Origin of the sequence: Acinetobacter harbinensis, from assembly GCF_000816495.1 — a bacterium.
GTDB classification, from domain to species: Bacteria; Pseudomonadota; Gammaproteobacteria; order Pseudomonadales; family Moraxellaceae; genus Acinetobacter; species Acinetobacter harbinensis.
Genome location: NZ_JXBK01000001.1, coordinates 37,739 through 50,334 on the forward strand (window position 1 = coordinate 37,739; position 12,596 = coordinate 50,334).

At 43.5% G+C, this 12,596-nt stretch carries 25 protein-coding genes and 1 pseudogene; all 26 read right to left on the reverse strand.

Features of this window, described 5'->3' with window-relative positions; genetic code table 11:
* Nucleotides 1-58: 58 nt before the first annotated feature.
* The gene (gene rplQ, locus SE27_RS00205) at nucleotides 59-424 is read right to left on the reverse strand and encodes a 50S ribosomal protein L17 (protein WP_004691290.1); all 366 of its coding nucleotides are present in this window, start codon (nucleotides 422-424) and stop codon (nucleotides 59-61) included.
* A gap of 18 nt (nucleotides 425-442) precedes the next feature.
* Nucleotides 443-1,450, reverse strand: a complete 1,008-nt coding sequence (locus tag SE27_RS00210) for a DNA-directed RNA polymerase subunit alpha (protein WP_004816876.1) — start codon at nucleotides 1,448-1,450, stop codon at nucleotides 443-445.
* A gap of 17 nt (nucleotides 1,451-1,467) precedes the next feature.
* Complete coding sequence (gene rpsD / locus SE27_RS00215) at nucleotides 1,468-2,094, reverse strand: 30S ribosomal protein S4 (RefSeq protein ID WP_039619808.1); 627 nt, start codon at nucleotides 2,092-2,094, stop codon at nucleotides 1,468-1,470.
* Nucleotides 2,095-2,106: 12 nt separating this feature from the next.
* The gene (gene rpsK / locus SE27_RS00220) at nucleotides 2,107-2,493 is read right to left on the reverse strand and encodes a 30S ribosomal protein S11 (protein ID WP_004281491.1); all 387 of its coding nucleotides are present in this window, start codon (nucleotides 2,491-2,493) and stop codon (nucleotides 2,107-2,109) included.
* Between the two features lie 19 nt (nucleotides 2,494-2,512).
* Nucleotides 2,513-2,869 (reverse strand): 30S ribosomal protein S13, encoded by a 357-nt coding sequence (gene rpsM, locus SE27_RS00225; RefSeq protein WP_039619811.1) that lies wholly within the window; start codon nucleotides 2,867-2,869, stop codon nucleotides 2,513-2,515.
* Between the two features lie 106 nt (nucleotides 2,870-2,975).
* Nucleotides 2,976-3,092 carry a 50S ribosomal protein L36 gene (gene rpmJ / locus SE27_RS00230; protein ID WP_039619814.1) on the reverse strand — a complete coding sequence of 39 codons (117 nt, stop codon included), beginning with the start codon at nucleotides 3,090-3,092 and terminating at the stop codon, nucleotides 2,976-2,978.
* Between the two features lie 19 nt (nucleotides 3,093-3,111).
* On the reverse strand, nucleotides 3,112-4,428 hold the full coding sequence (gene secY / locus SE27_RS00235; protein ID WP_171160701.1) for a preprotein translocase subunit SecY: 1,317 nt from the start codon (nucleotides 4,426-4,428) through the stop codon (nucleotides 3,112-3,114).
* Nucleotides 4,429-4,473: 45 nt separating this feature from the next.
* On the reverse strand, nucleotides 4,474-4,914 hold the full coding sequence (rplO, locus tag SE27_RS00240; protein ID WP_039619817.1) for a 50S ribosomal protein L15: 441 nt from the start codon (nucleotides 4,912-4,914) through the stop codon (nucleotides 4,474-4,476).
* Nucleotides 4,915-4,917: 3 nt separating this feature from the next.
* Nucleotides 4,918-5,094 carry a 50S ribosomal protein L30 gene (gene rpmD / locus SE27_RS00245; protein ID WP_039619818.1) on the reverse strand — a complete coding sequence of 59 codons (177 nt, stop codon included), beginning with the start codon at nucleotides 5,092-5,094 and terminating at the stop codon, nucleotides 4,918-4,920.
* A 6-nt stretch (nucleotides 5,095-5,100) separates the two neighbouring features.
* On the reverse strand, nucleotides 5,101-5,598 hold the full coding sequence (gene rpsE, locus SE27_RS00250; RefSeq protein WP_039619820.1) for a 30S ribosomal protein S5: 498 nt from the start codon (nucleotides 5,596-5,598) through the stop codon (nucleotides 5,101-5,103).
* Nucleotides 5,599-5,600: 2 nt separating this feature from the next.
* Entirely contained in the window at nucleotides 5,601-5,951 is a 351-nt protein-coding gene (rplR, locus tag SE27_RS00255; RefSeq protein ID WP_039619821.1) for a 50S ribosomal protein L18, read from the reverse strand.
* Between the two features lie 14 nt (nucleotides 5,952-5,965).
* Complete coding sequence (gene rplF, locus SE27_RS00260) at nucleotides 5,966-6,499, reverse strand: 50S ribosomal protein L6 (RefSeq protein ID WP_039619823.1); 534 nt, start codon at nucleotides 6,497-6,499, stop codon at nucleotides 5,966-5,968.
* A 13-nt stretch (nucleotides 6,500-6,512) separates the two neighbouring features.
* Nucleotides 6,513-6,908, reverse strand: coding sequence for a 30S ribosomal protein S8 (gene rpsH / locus SE27_RS00265; protein ID WP_039619825.1), 396 nt, complete (start codon nucleotides 6,906-6,908; stop codon nucleotides 6,513-6,515).
* Between the two features lie 12 nt (nucleotides 6,909-6,920).
* Entirely contained in the window at nucleotides 6,921-7,226 is a 306-nt protein-coding gene (gene rpsN / locus SE27_RS00270; RefSeq protein ID WP_039619827.1) for a 30S ribosomal protein S14, read from the reverse strand.
* Between the two features lie 9 nt (nucleotides 7,227-7,235).
* Entirely contained in the window at nucleotides 7,236-7,772 is a 537-nt protein-coding gene (gene rplE, locus SE27_RS00275) for a 50S ribosomal protein L5 (protein ID WP_039619829.1), read from the reverse strand.
* 16 nt (nucleotides 7,773-7,788) lie between these two features.
* On the reverse strand, nucleotides 7,789-8,109 hold the full coding sequence (gene rplX / locus SE27_RS00280) for a 50S ribosomal protein L24 (protein WP_039619830.1): 321 nt from the start codon (nucleotides 8,107-8,109) through the stop codon (nucleotides 7,789-7,791).
* A 9-nt stretch (nucleotides 8,110-8,118) separates the two neighbouring features.
* Nucleotides 8,119-8,487 carry a 50S ribosomal protein L14 gene (rplN, locus tag SE27_RS00285; RefSeq protein WP_004650480.1) on the reverse strand — a complete coding sequence of 123 codons (369 nt, stop codon included), beginning with the start codon at nucleotides 8,485-8,487 and terminating at the stop codon, nucleotides 8,119-8,121.
* A gap of 92 nt (nucleotides 8,488-8,579) precedes the next feature.
* Nucleotides 8,580-8,837, reverse strand: a complete 258-nt coding sequence (gene rpsQ, locus SE27_RS00290; protein ID WP_039619831.1) for a 30S ribosomal protein S17 — start codon at nucleotides 8,835-8,837, stop codon at nucleotides 8,580-8,582.
* Nucleotides 8,834-9,031 carry a 50S ribosomal protein L29 gene (gene rpmC / locus SE27_RS00295; protein ID WP_039619833.1) on the reverse strand — a complete coding sequence of 66 codons (198 nt, stop codon included), beginning with the start codon at nucleotides 9,029-9,031 and terminating at the stop codon, nucleotides 8,834-8,836. Before rpmC ends, rpsQ begins: the two co-directional genes overlap by 4 nt.
* Complete coding sequence (gene rplP / locus SE27_RS00300) at nucleotides 9,031-9,444, reverse strand: 50S ribosomal protein L16 (RefSeq protein WP_039619835.1); 414 nt, start codon at nucleotides 9,442-9,444, stop codon at nucleotides 9,031-9,033. Before rplP ends, rpmC begins: the two co-directional genes overlap by 1 nt.
* Nucleotides 9,384-10,200: pseudogene (rpsC, locus tag SE27_RS00305) on the reverse strand (30S ribosomal protein S3). The gene rplP and the pseudogene rpsC overlap by 61 nt, the downstream one beginning before the upstream one ends.
* Before the next feature lies 1 nt (nucleotide 10,201).
* Entirely contained in the window at nucleotides 10,202-10,531 is a 330-nt protein-coding gene (gene rplV / locus SE27_RS00310) for a 50S ribosomal protein L22 (RefSeq protein WP_039619839.1), read from the reverse strand.
* 9 nt (nucleotides 10,532-10,540) lie between these two features.
* Nucleotides 10,541-10,816 (reverse strand): 30S ribosomal protein S19, encoded by a 276-nt coding sequence (gene rpsS / locus SE27_RS00315; RefSeq protein ID WP_004281508.1) that lies wholly within the window; start codon nucleotides 10,814-10,816, stop codon nucleotides 10,541-10,543.
* Between the two features lie 19 nt (nucleotides 10,817-10,835).
* Nucleotides 10,836-11,660 carry a 50S ribosomal protein L2 gene (gene rplB / locus SE27_RS00320; RefSeq protein WP_039619841.1) on the reverse strand — a complete coding sequence of 275 codons (825 nt, stop codon included), beginning with the start codon at nucleotides 11,658-11,660 and terminating at the stop codon, nucleotides 10,836-10,838.
* Between the two features lie 11 nt (nucleotides 11,661-11,671).
* On the reverse strand, nucleotides 11,672-11,992 hold the full coding sequence (gene rplW / locus SE27_RS00325) for a 50S ribosomal protein L23 (protein ID WP_039619843.1): 321 nt from the start codon (nucleotides 11,990-11,992) through the stop codon (nucleotides 11,672-11,674).
* Nucleotides 11,989-12,591, reverse strand: coding sequence for a 50S ribosomal protein L4 (rplD, locus tag SE27_RS00330; protein ID WP_039619845.1), 603 nt, complete (start codon nucleotides 12,589-12,591; stop codon nucleotides 11,989-11,991). Before rplD ends, rplW begins: the two co-directional genes overlap by 4 nt.
* Nucleotides 12,592-12,596: the final 5 nt, after the last annotated feature.

Below are 12,596 nucleotides of genomic sequence, written 5' to 3' on the forward strand. Positions count from 1 at the left end.
TAAAAAAAGACCAGTGAAACACTGGTCTTTTTCGAACAACTGAATTGTACTAACGAAATTATTTAACTTCGCGATCTACAAGTTCAACGTAAGCCATCGGCGCAGCATCACCTGCACGAAAGCCCGCTTTAAGAACACGTAGATAACCGCCGTTACGTTCTTTGTAACGAGGACCAAGAACGGTAAATAATTTACCAACAGTTGCTGCTGAACGAGTACGAGCAAACGCCAAACGACGGTTTGCAACAGTATCGTTTTTAGCTAAAGTGATTAAAGGCTCAGCTACACGACGTAACTCTTTCGCTTTAGGCACAGTTGTTTTAATCAACTCGTGCTCAAACAAAGAGTTAGCCATGTTTTGAAACATCGCTTTACGATGGCTGCTTGTACGGCCTAATTTCACACCACTATTACGATGACGCATGGTGATAGTCCTACTTAATTAACGGCTACGATAGGCAAAACGATCGTCCATACGTAAACTAGCTGGTGGCCAGTTCTCTAAACGCATGCCGAGTTGTAAGCCTTTTGAAGCCAGAACATCTTTGATTTCAGTTAACGATTTTTTACCTAAGTTAGGAGTTTTTAGTAACTCCACTTCAGTACGTTGAACCAAATCACCGATGTAGTAAATATTTTCTGCTTTCAAACAGTTAGCAGAACGAACAGTAAGCTCTAGATCATCTACTGGACGAAGCAAGATTGGATCCACTTCTTCGCGAGGCTCTTGAGCAACAGGAGCTTGATCTTTCTGAAGATCAACAAAAATTGCAATTTGTTGTTGCAAGATTGTTGCCGCTTTGCGGATTGCTTCTTCTGGATCAACTGTACCATTGGTTTCAAGGTCAATGACCAGTTTATCAAGATCGGTACGTTGTTCTACACGCGCATTTTCAACGGTATAAGACACACGTTTGATTGGGCTATAAGAAGCATCTAACTGTAAACGACCCACTGGGCGAGTTTCGCCTTCTGGGAAACGTGAGTCAGACGTCTCATAACCACGACCTTGAGAAACTTTCAGGCGCATTTTTAATGAGCCTGATGCACTGAGTGTGCCAATCAAATGCTCAGGGTTGACCACTTCAACATTATGCGGTAAACGAAGATCAGCGGCAGTTACATCGCCAGGACCTTGTTTTTCCAATGTCAAATATGCTTCGTTTTGATCGAATAGCTTAATCGACAATCCTTTTAGGTTCAGCAAGAGCTCGACGATGTCCTGCTGCAAGCCTTCTAAGGTACTGTACTCGTGCTCGACCCCTTCTATCTCAACTTCAACCACAGCAGCGCCAGGCAAAGAAGATAATAGGATACGACGTAAAGCATTACCTAGAGTATGACCAAAGCCACGCTCTAACGGTTCTAGAATCACTTTTGCCGAGGTCCCGCTAGCCGCTTCGACCTTGATCGCTTGCGGAGTTAGAAACTCATTTGCAGTACGCGTCATTATTGCTACCTCAAGGATTATTTAGAATACAATTCTACGATCAAGCTTTCGTTGATTTCAGCAGGTAAATCAGAACGATCCGGTGCAGCTTTAAACGTACCTTCCAATTTCGAATGGTCAATTTCCATCCAAGAAGGCATACCACGTTGAGCAGCTAATTCAATCGCGCCTTTAATACGCAATTGTTGTTTAGCACCTTCGTGAACTGCAATTACATCACCAGCTTTTACTTGGATAGACGCAATGTTAACACGACGACCATTCAAAGTAATGCTACGGTGAGATACAAGCTGACGAGCTTCTGCACGTGTAGAACCAAAACCCATGCGATAAACAACGTTATCAATACGGCTTTCTAGCAATTTCAACAAGTTTTCACCTGTTGCGCCTTTAACACGAGCAGCTTCTTTATAGTAATTACTAAATTGACGCTCTAACACACCGTACATACGACGTACTTTTTGTTTTTCACGTAATTGTAGTGAGTACTCAGATTGTTTACTACCACGAGCTCCGCCATGTTGACCAGGAGCTTTCGCATGTTTTTTTGTCTTAACATCAAACGGTTTAACGCCTGATTTAAGTTGCAGGTCTGTCCCTTCGCGGCGAGAGAGTTTGCATTTTGGACCAATATAACGAGCCATGAATGATTCTCCTTAGACGCGACGTTTTTTAGGTGGACGGCAACCGTTGTGCGGGATTGGCGTCACATCGGTAATGCTGTTAATTTTATAACCCACTGCACCTAAAGCACGAACCGCGGATTCACGACCAGGACCAGGACCTTTTACAAGGACGTCCAAGTTTTTCAAACCGTAATCTAAAGCAGCTTTACCAGCAACTTCAGCAGCTACCTGAGCAGCAAACGGAGTTGATTTACGTGATCCACGGAAGCCTTGTCCACCAGAGGTAGCCCAAGCCAATGCATTACCTTGACGATCGGTAATAGTAACAATGGTGTTATTAAAAGAAGCGTGAATGTGTGCAACACCTTCAGAGACGGTACGGGTGACCTTCTTGCGTGCGCGAGTATCTTTAGCCATCTTTTAGCTTCCAGAAATCTTATTTCTTAATAGGTTTGCGCGGACCTTTACGGGTACGTGCGTTAGTTTTGGTGCGTTGTCCACGGACAGGCAAGCTGCGACGATGACGAAGACCACGATAGCAGCCTAAATCCATTAAACGTTTAATGTTCATGGAAATTTCGCGACGTAAATCACCTTCGGTCGGAACCTTGGTAATTTCTGCACGAATCGCATCAAGTTGAGCATCATCCAATTCACGAATTTTAGTAGTTGGTGCAATTCCAACAGCAGCTAAGATATTCTTAGCAGTGTGGCGACCGATACCAAAGATATACGTGAGGGAGATAACAGCATGCTTGTTATCCGGAATGTTTACACCGGCAATACGAGCCATTCACTTTCTCCAAAAAGGCAGTAGAGATAATCAACCGCCCGACAAAAACCTTGAGGGGCGGATATTAACCTAATTCACCTACTGAAATCAACAGGTCTTGATTAGATTAACCTTGACGCTGTTTATGACGAGGCTCTGCGCTACAAATTACGCGGATAACCCCATTACGACGGATAACTTTACAGTTACCACAAATTTTTTTAACAGAAGCTTGTACTTTCATGATGAAACCTCAAGTGCGCTTATCCTTTAGGATGAGCCGTTTTTCTCATTAACGTTTGATTATCGTACTGATGCGAGGTGAGATGTGCTTGTAGCTGAGCCATAAAGTCCATCACGACCACCACAACGATGAGCAAAGAGGTACCACCCAAAGAGAATGGAATACCAAATGAACTCTGCAATACCATCGGCATTAAACAAATCACTGTGATGTAAATCGCACCAATGAAGGTCAAACGATTAAGAATATGATCTAAGTAACGAGCAGTTTGCTCACCTGGACGAATACCAGGCACATACGCTCCGCTGCGTTTCAAGTTCTCTGACACTTCTTTTGGGCTAAACACTAGCGCAGTATAGAAGTAACAGAAAAAGATAATTAACGCACCAAAGAGCACCAAATACAACGGCTGTCCAGGCGATAACACGAGTGCAAAATCTTGTAGGCTACGCTTAATAATACCTGCATTCGGATCAGTACTCCCCATCCATTGACCTAAGCTCGCAGGGAACAAAAGTAATGAACTTGCAAAAATTGCGGGAATCACGCCTGCCATATTAATTTTCAATGGCAAATGTGTCTGCTGTGCAGTAAATACACGACGACCTTGTTGTTTTTGAGCGTAATTCACTGGGATACGACGTTGTGCTTTTTCAATAAACACAATAGCTGCTAACACTCCGATCGACAATAAACCAAACACGACTAAACCAATTAGACTTGTTTGACCATTATCAACTGAGGATAAAGACTGCATAATTAAATTCGGCAATCCAGCAACAATACCCGCAAAGATGATCATGGATATACCATTCCCTACTCCGCGTTCCGTAATTTGCTCACCTAACCACATCAAAAACATAGTGCCTGCAACCAGTGAAGTCACTGCAGGAATGTAAAATGCTAATCCAGCAGTCAAAGTAATACCTTGACTAATTAGACCTGCACACATCCCGACTGACTGCACAAATGCAAGAAACAATGTTCCTTGTCGCGTATATTGATTAATCTTACGCTTACCTTGTTCGCCTTCTTTTTTCAAAGCTTCCAGCGAGGGCACCACGGTCGACATTAACTGCACAATAATAGATGCAGAAATATACGGCATGATACCTAAAGCAAGAATTGACATTCGCTCTAATGCACCGCCCGAAAACATATTAAACAAACCAAGAATAGTACCCTGATTGGCATTAAATAAGTTTTCAAGTGCTGCACTATTAATGCCTGGCACTGGAATATGTGCCCCTAGTCGAAAGACCATTAATGCACCGACGAGAAACATCATTCGGCGAATAATTTCACGATATTTCACATGAAACGGTTGGCCTTTCATCATGTTGACATGACCTGAAGAACTAGGAGACATAGACACTAGTGATTACTCCTCGACTTTGCCGCCAGCAGCTTCAACAGCAACTTTAGCGCCTTTAGTCAATGCAACACCTTGAATAGTGAATGCACGAGTAATCTCACCAGAAAGTACGATACGCGCACGGATCATATCTTTACGTACAACGTTCGCTGCTTTTAAAGTTTCAAGTGACACAACATCACCTTCAACTTTATTCAGCTCTGATAAACGTACTTCAGCAGTTTTCAAAGCAATTTGGCTAGTAAAGCCAAATTTAGGCAAACGACGATATAACGCAGTTTGGCCGCCTTCAAAACCAGGACGTGTACCACCACTTTTACGTGAGTTTTGACCTTTGACACCACGGCCGCCAGTCTTACCCATACCAGAACCAATACCACGGCCTAGACGAATATTATCACGTTTTGCACCTTCAGCAGGTGCAAGCTCATTTAAACGCAGAGTCATGGCTTATTCCTCTACACTAACCATATAGTAAACTTTGTTGACCATACCGCGGTTAGAAGGTGTATCTTGAACTTCTACCGTATGACCAATACGACGCAGACCTAAACCTTGTAAGCAAAGTTTGTGATTTTTCAAACGATGCGAAGAAGATTTAGTCTGGGTAATTTTAATCGTTTTCATGATTGATTACCCTTGAATTTGTGCTACTGAAAGACCACGTTTCGCAGCGACTTTCTCAGGAGAAGTCATATCACGCAAACCTTTAAAAGTCGCGTTTACTACGTTAGCAGCATTCGTAGAACCATAGCATTTCGTCAATACGTTACGTACACCGACAGCTTCAAGGACAGCACGCATTGCGCCACCAGCAATTACGCCGGTACCTTCAGAAGCAGGTTGCATGTATACACGGCTTGCACCATGACGAGCATGAATAGGATGTTGTACAGTACCATCTACGAGGTCAACTGAAATCATGTTGCGACGAGCAGCTTCAAGTGCTTTAGAAATAGCAGCTGGAACTTCACGTGCTTTACCACGACCAAAACCTACGCGACCGTTACCATCACCCACAACTGTTAAAGCTGTGAAAGAAAAGATGCGACCACCTTTAACAACTTTGGCTACACGATCAACGGCAACCAGCTTTTCAACAAGACCTTCGTTTTGTTCAACTTTAGCCATGATTAGAACTCCAAGCCGTTTTCACGAGCAGCATCAGCCAAGGCTTTGATACGACCATGATATTTAAAACCAGAACGGTCGAATGCAACTTTAGTGACACCAGCTGCTTTAGCACGTTCTGCAATTAAAGCACCTACTTTCGTAGCGGCTTCAACGTTACCAGTTGTACCAGCACGTAAAGTAGTATCTAAAGTTGAAGCTTGCGCTAAAACTTTGCCACCATCTGCTGAAATAACTTGCGCATAGATGTGACGCGGAGTGCGGTTTACACACAAGCGAGTCGCACCCAATGCACGAATGTGCAAGCGTGTGCTTTTCGCACGACGCAAACGGGATTGTTTCTTTTCGTTCATTAGAACCTCGCGCCTTATTTCTTCTTAGCTTCTTTACGAAGAACAACTTCATCCGAATAACGAACACCTTTACCTTTATAAGGCTCTGGCTCACGATATGAACGGATATCTGCAGCTACCTGACCCAACATATGTTTGCTTGCTGATTTCAAAACGATTTCAGTAGCAGTTGGAGTTTCAGCAGTTACACCTTCAGGAAGTTTATAATCGATAGGATGTGAAAAACCCAGGTTAAGGTGAACAACGTCACCTTTAACTGCAGCTTTATAACCCACACCAATTAGTTGTAACTTACGTTCGAAGCCTTCATTAACACCTTTTACAAGGTTATTAAGAACGGCGCGAGCAGTACCAGCTTGCATCCAAGCGTCTTTCGACTCTTTAACTGGAGCAACGTGAAGATTACCTTCTTCCTGTTTAAGCTCGACCAGCGCATGCAGGTTGAAAGACAACGTACCTTTGCTGCCTTTCACTTCGACCTGCCGGCCGTTCTGAGTAACTGTTACGCCATTAGGCACAGCTACTGGGGCTTTAGCCACACGAGACATGAGGAATCACCTATTAAGATACAAAAGCAATAACTTCACCACCGATGCCCGCAGCACGTGCAGCGCGATCAGTCATGATGCCTTTGCTTGTAGAAACAATTGCAATACCTAAACCTTGCTTAACGCTCGGAAGTGCATCTTTACCGCGATACTGACGTAGACCTGGACGGCTTACGCGTTTCACAGTTTCGATAACTGGTTTGCCTTCAAAATATTTTAACGTAAGAGTCAAAGTCGGTTTGCTTTCAGCATCCGCAACTTCTACGTCAGAAATGTAACCCTCTTGTTGAAGAACGTTGGCAATAGCAACTTTCAACTTAGAGTTCGGCATAGAAACGGTTTGTTTCTTAGCCATTTGTGCGTTACGAACACGGGTTAGCATGTCGGCAACGGTATCTTGCATACTCATTATGGTCGCTCCTTACCAACTTGCCTTAACAACGCCCGGTGCATCACCTTGCATGACTGTTTCACGTATTTTGTTACGGCTTAAACCGAACTTACGGAAATAACCATGAGGACGACCAGTTAAACCACAACGGTTACGTAGACGTACTGGAGATGCATTACGTGGTAATGCCTGTAACTTTAAAGTCGCTTCAAAACGCTCTTCGTCGCTTGCATTTACATTTGCAATCGTTGCTTTTAATTCAGCACGTTTTGCAGCAAATTTAGCGACAGTTTTCTCACGTTTTAATTCGCGATTAATCATACCTTTCTTAGCCATATCGACCTCTTATTTGAACGGGAAGCCAAATACACGCATTAGTGCACGGCCTTCGTCATCGGTGCGAGCAGTCGTAGTGATGGTAATATCCATACCACGAATACGATCAATCTTATCGAAATCGATTTCAGGGAACATAATCTGTTCCTTCAAACCCATCGAGTAGTTACCACGACCATCGAATGATTTCGCAGAAAAACCGCGAAAGTCACGAATACGAGGGATCGCGATAGAGATCAAACGGTCTAAGAATTCATACATACGTTCGCCGCGTAAAGTAACTTTACAACCAATCGGCCAACCATCACGGATTTTAAAACCCGCGATTGATTTACGAGCTAATGTAAGAACTGGTTTTTGACCAGCAATCGCTTGCATATCAGATAAAGCGCCATCTAACAATTTCTTGTCAGCTGAAGCTGCACCAACACCCATATTAATGGTGATTTTAGTAATGCGTGGAATTTCCATCACATTCTTAACGCCCAATTGTTCTAGTAACTGAGCTTTAAGTTCTTCGTTGTAACGTGTTTTAAGTCTGGCCATGGCCTATATCAACCTATTACTTCGCTGCCGCCACTGATTCACCATTTGATTTGAATACGCGAGTTTTCACGCCTTCAGCATCAAATTGGTAACCAACACGGTCAGCCTTTTGGGTTGTAGCATTAAAAACTGCCACGTTTGAGATATGAAGCGTAGCTTCCTGAGTTACGATGCTGCCTTCAGCGCCAGTAGCTCGGTTCGGCTTTTGATGCTTCTTCACCAAATTAAGGCCTTCAACCTTAACACGGTCATTTGAAACAGACAAAACAGTTCCCTGGTTGCCTTTTTCTTTACCTGCGATCACAATAATTTGATCGCCTTTTTTAATCTTAGCCATGAGTGCCTCTTATAGAACTTCAGGAGCCAATGAAATGATTTTCATGAACTGTTCAGTACGAAGTTCACGAGTCACTGGTCCGAAAATACGAGTTGCAATCGGCGCTTTGTTGTTGTTCAAAATCACAGCAGCATTGTCATCGAAACGAATGATAGAACCATCCGGACGACGTACACCGAATTTCGTACGTACAACTACAGCATTCATCACGTCGCCTTTTTTAACACGACCGCGAGGAATAGCTTCTTTTACAGTAACTTTAATAATATCGCCAACAGAAGCATAACGACGGTGTGAACCACCTAGTACTTTAATACATTGTACGCGGCGAGCACCACTGTTGTCTGCTACGTCGAGCATACTTTCGGTTTGAATCATTGCCCTACTCCAAAACCGAGCATCACCGGTCGAAATTTCGAAAGGCTCAAAGAGTACTCGAAATTAACCGATGATGCAAGAAGAACGTCTGATTACTCAGCAGCAGCTTCAATCACTTCAACCAAAGCCCAAGCTTTAGTTTTAGAAATCGGGCGGCTTTCTTTAATGGTTACAAGGTCGCCAGTTTTAGCAACATTGTTCTCATCATGAGCGTGTAATTTAGTTGAACGGCGGATTAATTTGCCATACAACGGGTGTTGAACACGGCGTTCAATAAGGACAACAATAGATTTTTCCATTTTGTCGCTTACAACTCTACCGGTTAACGTGCGAACTGTTTGTTCACTCATTGTCCATTCCCCTGTTTTTCGGTAAGGAGTGTCTTAATACGAGCAATAGCTTTACGAGTAAGCGCAACTTCATGCGATTTACCCAATTGACCAGTTGCTTTAGCCATACGAAGACGGAATTGGTTAAGCTGTTGCTCATCAAGCAAAGCTGTCAACTCTTCTACCGATTTTTCACGTAGATCTTTAGTTTTCATTACATTACCGTCCGAGTCACGATAGTGGTTTTAAACGGAAGCTTCGCAGCAGCAAGCGTAAATGCTTCGCGTGCTAGCTCTTCGCTTACACCATCCATTTCGTACAAGATCTTACCTGGTTTGATTTCGCAAACCCAGTATTCCACTGAACCTTTACCTTTACCCATACGAACTTCTAATGGTTTTTGAGTAATTGGTTTATCAGGGAAAACACGGATAAAGATCTTACCACCACGTTTTACACGACGGCTGATTGTACGACGCGCAGCTTCAATTTGACGAGCAGTCATACGACCACGCTCGAGAGATTTAAGCCCAATAGTACCAAAAGATACTGTACTACCGCGATGTGCTAGACCAGTGTTACGGCCTTTCTGCACTTTACGGAATTTAGTACGTTTAGGTTGCAACATGGATTATTCTCCTTTTTCAGCAGAACGATCATTGCGACGACCACGACGCTCTTGACCTTCACCACGACCGCGACCGCGTTTAGCTTGACGCTCTTCAGCAGGAGCAGGGTTCATGACTTGTTTCATGCCACCTAGAATCTCACCACGGAATACCCAAACTTTAACACCAATCGTACCGTAAGTTGTTTCAGCACGTACAGATGAGTAGTCGATGTCAGCACGAAGCGTATGTAAAGGTACACGACCTTCACGATACCACTCAGTACGGGCAATCTCAGCACCACCTAAACGACCAGAAACTTCAACTTTGATACCTTTAGCACCAGAACGCATTGAGTTCTGTACCGCACGCTTCATAGCACGACGGAACATTACACGTTTTTCCAATTGAGAAGCAATAGCTTCAGCAACTAGACGAGCGTCTAAATCTGGGCGATCGATTTCGTTGATACTTACTTGCGCAGGAACACCCATAATAGATGTTAGTTCGCGTTGTAGTTTCTCAATATCTTCGCCTTTTTTACCGATAACGATACCTGGACGAGCAGTGCTAATAGTAATTTTAGCAGCGCCTGTAGGACGTTCGATAAGAATTTTGCTGATCATCGCATTTTTAAGTTTTTTATTCAAAAACTCACGAACTTGAAGATCTTTAAGCAAATATTCAGCGTATTGTTTCGGACTCGCGTACCAGTTAGCGTTATGACGTTTCACAACACCTAGGCGGATACCGATTGGATGAACCTTCTGACCCATATCAAACCCCTACCTTAACGGTGATGTGACAAGTACGCTTAGTGATACGATCTGCACGGCCTTTAGCACGTGGCATAATACGTTTCAGGCTTACACCCTCATCAACGTAAATCGTAGCAACTTTAAGGTCGTCTACATCTAAACTGTTATTATGTTCAGCGTTTGCAACTGCAGATTCTAAAGCTTTTTTCACTAAAACTGCAGCTTTTTTATTGCTGAAATTCAAGATATTAAGCGCGTGAGCAATAGACTTGCCACGGATTAAATCTGCAACCAAACGTGCTTTTTGTGCCGAGATAGCGGCACCGCGTAATTTAGCAGTAACTTCCATCATAGCACCTTAACGTTTAGATTTCTTGTCAACACCGTGACCACGATAGGTACGAGTTGGCGCGAATTCACCGAGTTTATGACCAACCATATGCTCTGATACAATTACCGGAACATGGTTACGACCATTATGAACAGAAATTGTTAAACCAACAAAATCTGGGAGTATCATCGAACGACGCGACCAAGTTTTGATCGGCTTACGGTTATTAGCCGCGATAGCCGCTTCAACCTTAGCGAACAAGTGCGCATCGACGAATGGGCCTTTTTTCAGAGAACGAGGCATTGTCAGATTCCTTTACTTGTTACTTAACGCGACGGTCGCGAATAATCATCTTAGTCGTACGCTTGTTGGTACGTGTCTTGTACCCTTTAGCTTTTTGACCCCATGGGCTTACAGGTTGAATACCTTTATTACGCCCTTCACCACCACCATGTGGGTGATCGACTGGGTTCATAGCCATACCACGTACGGTAGGACGAACGCCACGCCAGCGTGAAGCACCCGCTTTACCGAGTGAACGAAGGTTGCTTTCTGAGTTCGAAACTTCACCCAAAACTGCACGGCATTCAACGTGAATTTTACGCATTTCGCCAGAACGTAGACGAACAATTGCGTAAGAACCGTCACGACCCAACAACTGAACAGAAGTACCAGCTGAACGAGCTAATTGCGCGCCTTTACCGATTTTAAGTTCGATGTTGTGAAGAGTAGAACCGATTGGCATATTGCGAAGCGGTAAGCAGTTACCTGGACGAATTGGAGCATCGTTACCAGATTGGATCTTATCGCCTGCACGTAAGCTCTTAGGAGCAATGATATAACGACGTTCACCATCAGCATACAAAACCAAAGCAATGTGTGCAGTACGGTTAGGATCGTATTCAATACGCTCTACAGTAGCTGGAATACCATCTTTATTACGTTTAAAGTCAATTATGCGGTAGTTTTGTTTATGACCACCACCAATGTGACGAGTTGTAATGTGACCGTTATTATTACGACCACCAGTACGTTTTTTAGCTTCAATCAACGGCGAATAAGGTGAACCTTTGTGAAGATGGTCGTGAACGACTTTCTCTACAAAGCGACGCCCTGGTGACGTTGGCTTACATTTTTGAATAGGCATAATTCTCGTCCTTATTCCGCTGTGGTTTCAGCGGTATCGCCCAAGTCAGCCATTTCAACATCTTGGCCAGCTTTCAGGGTGACGTATGCTTTTTTAACATCAGAACGGCGCCCTAATGTTTTACCAAAGCGTTTAGTCTTACCTTTAGTGATAGTCGTGTTAACTTTAACCACTTCCACACCAAAGAGTTGCTCAACTGCTTTTTTGATTTCAAGTTTGTTTGCGTTAATAGCAACTTTAAAAACTTGAACTCCAGCAGCCTCACCTAAAGCTTGTGCTTTTTCTGAGAATACAGGTCCTTGAAGGACTTGATAGATACGTTCGTTGTTCATCCGAGTTCTACCTCAATTTTCTTAGCAGCAGCTACAGACATAACAACTTTATCGAACGCGATCAAGCTAACTGGATCGATTGCAGCAGCATCAACCACATCTACATGCGGAAGGTTACGTGCAGCAAGATATAGATTTTCATCTACAGCATCCGTAACGATTAATGCGCGAACTGCATTTAAGTCGTTAAGTTTTGCAAGCAAATCTTTAGTTTTAGGAGCGTCAATAGCAAACTCTTCAACCAATACCAAGCGATCTTGACGAACAAGTTCAGCTAGGATGCATTGCATAGCACCGCGGTACATTTTACGGTTAACTTTTTGAGACCAATCTTGTGGACGAGCAGCAAAAGTTTTACCACCACCAACCCAGATTGGGCTACGAATAGAACCAGCACGCGCACGACCCGTACCTTTTTGACGGAAAGGTTTTTTACCACCGCCAGATACATCGCCACGTGACTTTTGAGCTTTAGAACCTTGACGACCGCCAGCTAAATAAGCTGTAACAACTTGGTGTACAAGAGCTTCGTTAAACTCACGTCCAAAAGCAACTTCAGATAATTCAACAGCAGAGCCGGAAACAGTATTTAAATTCACGTTAT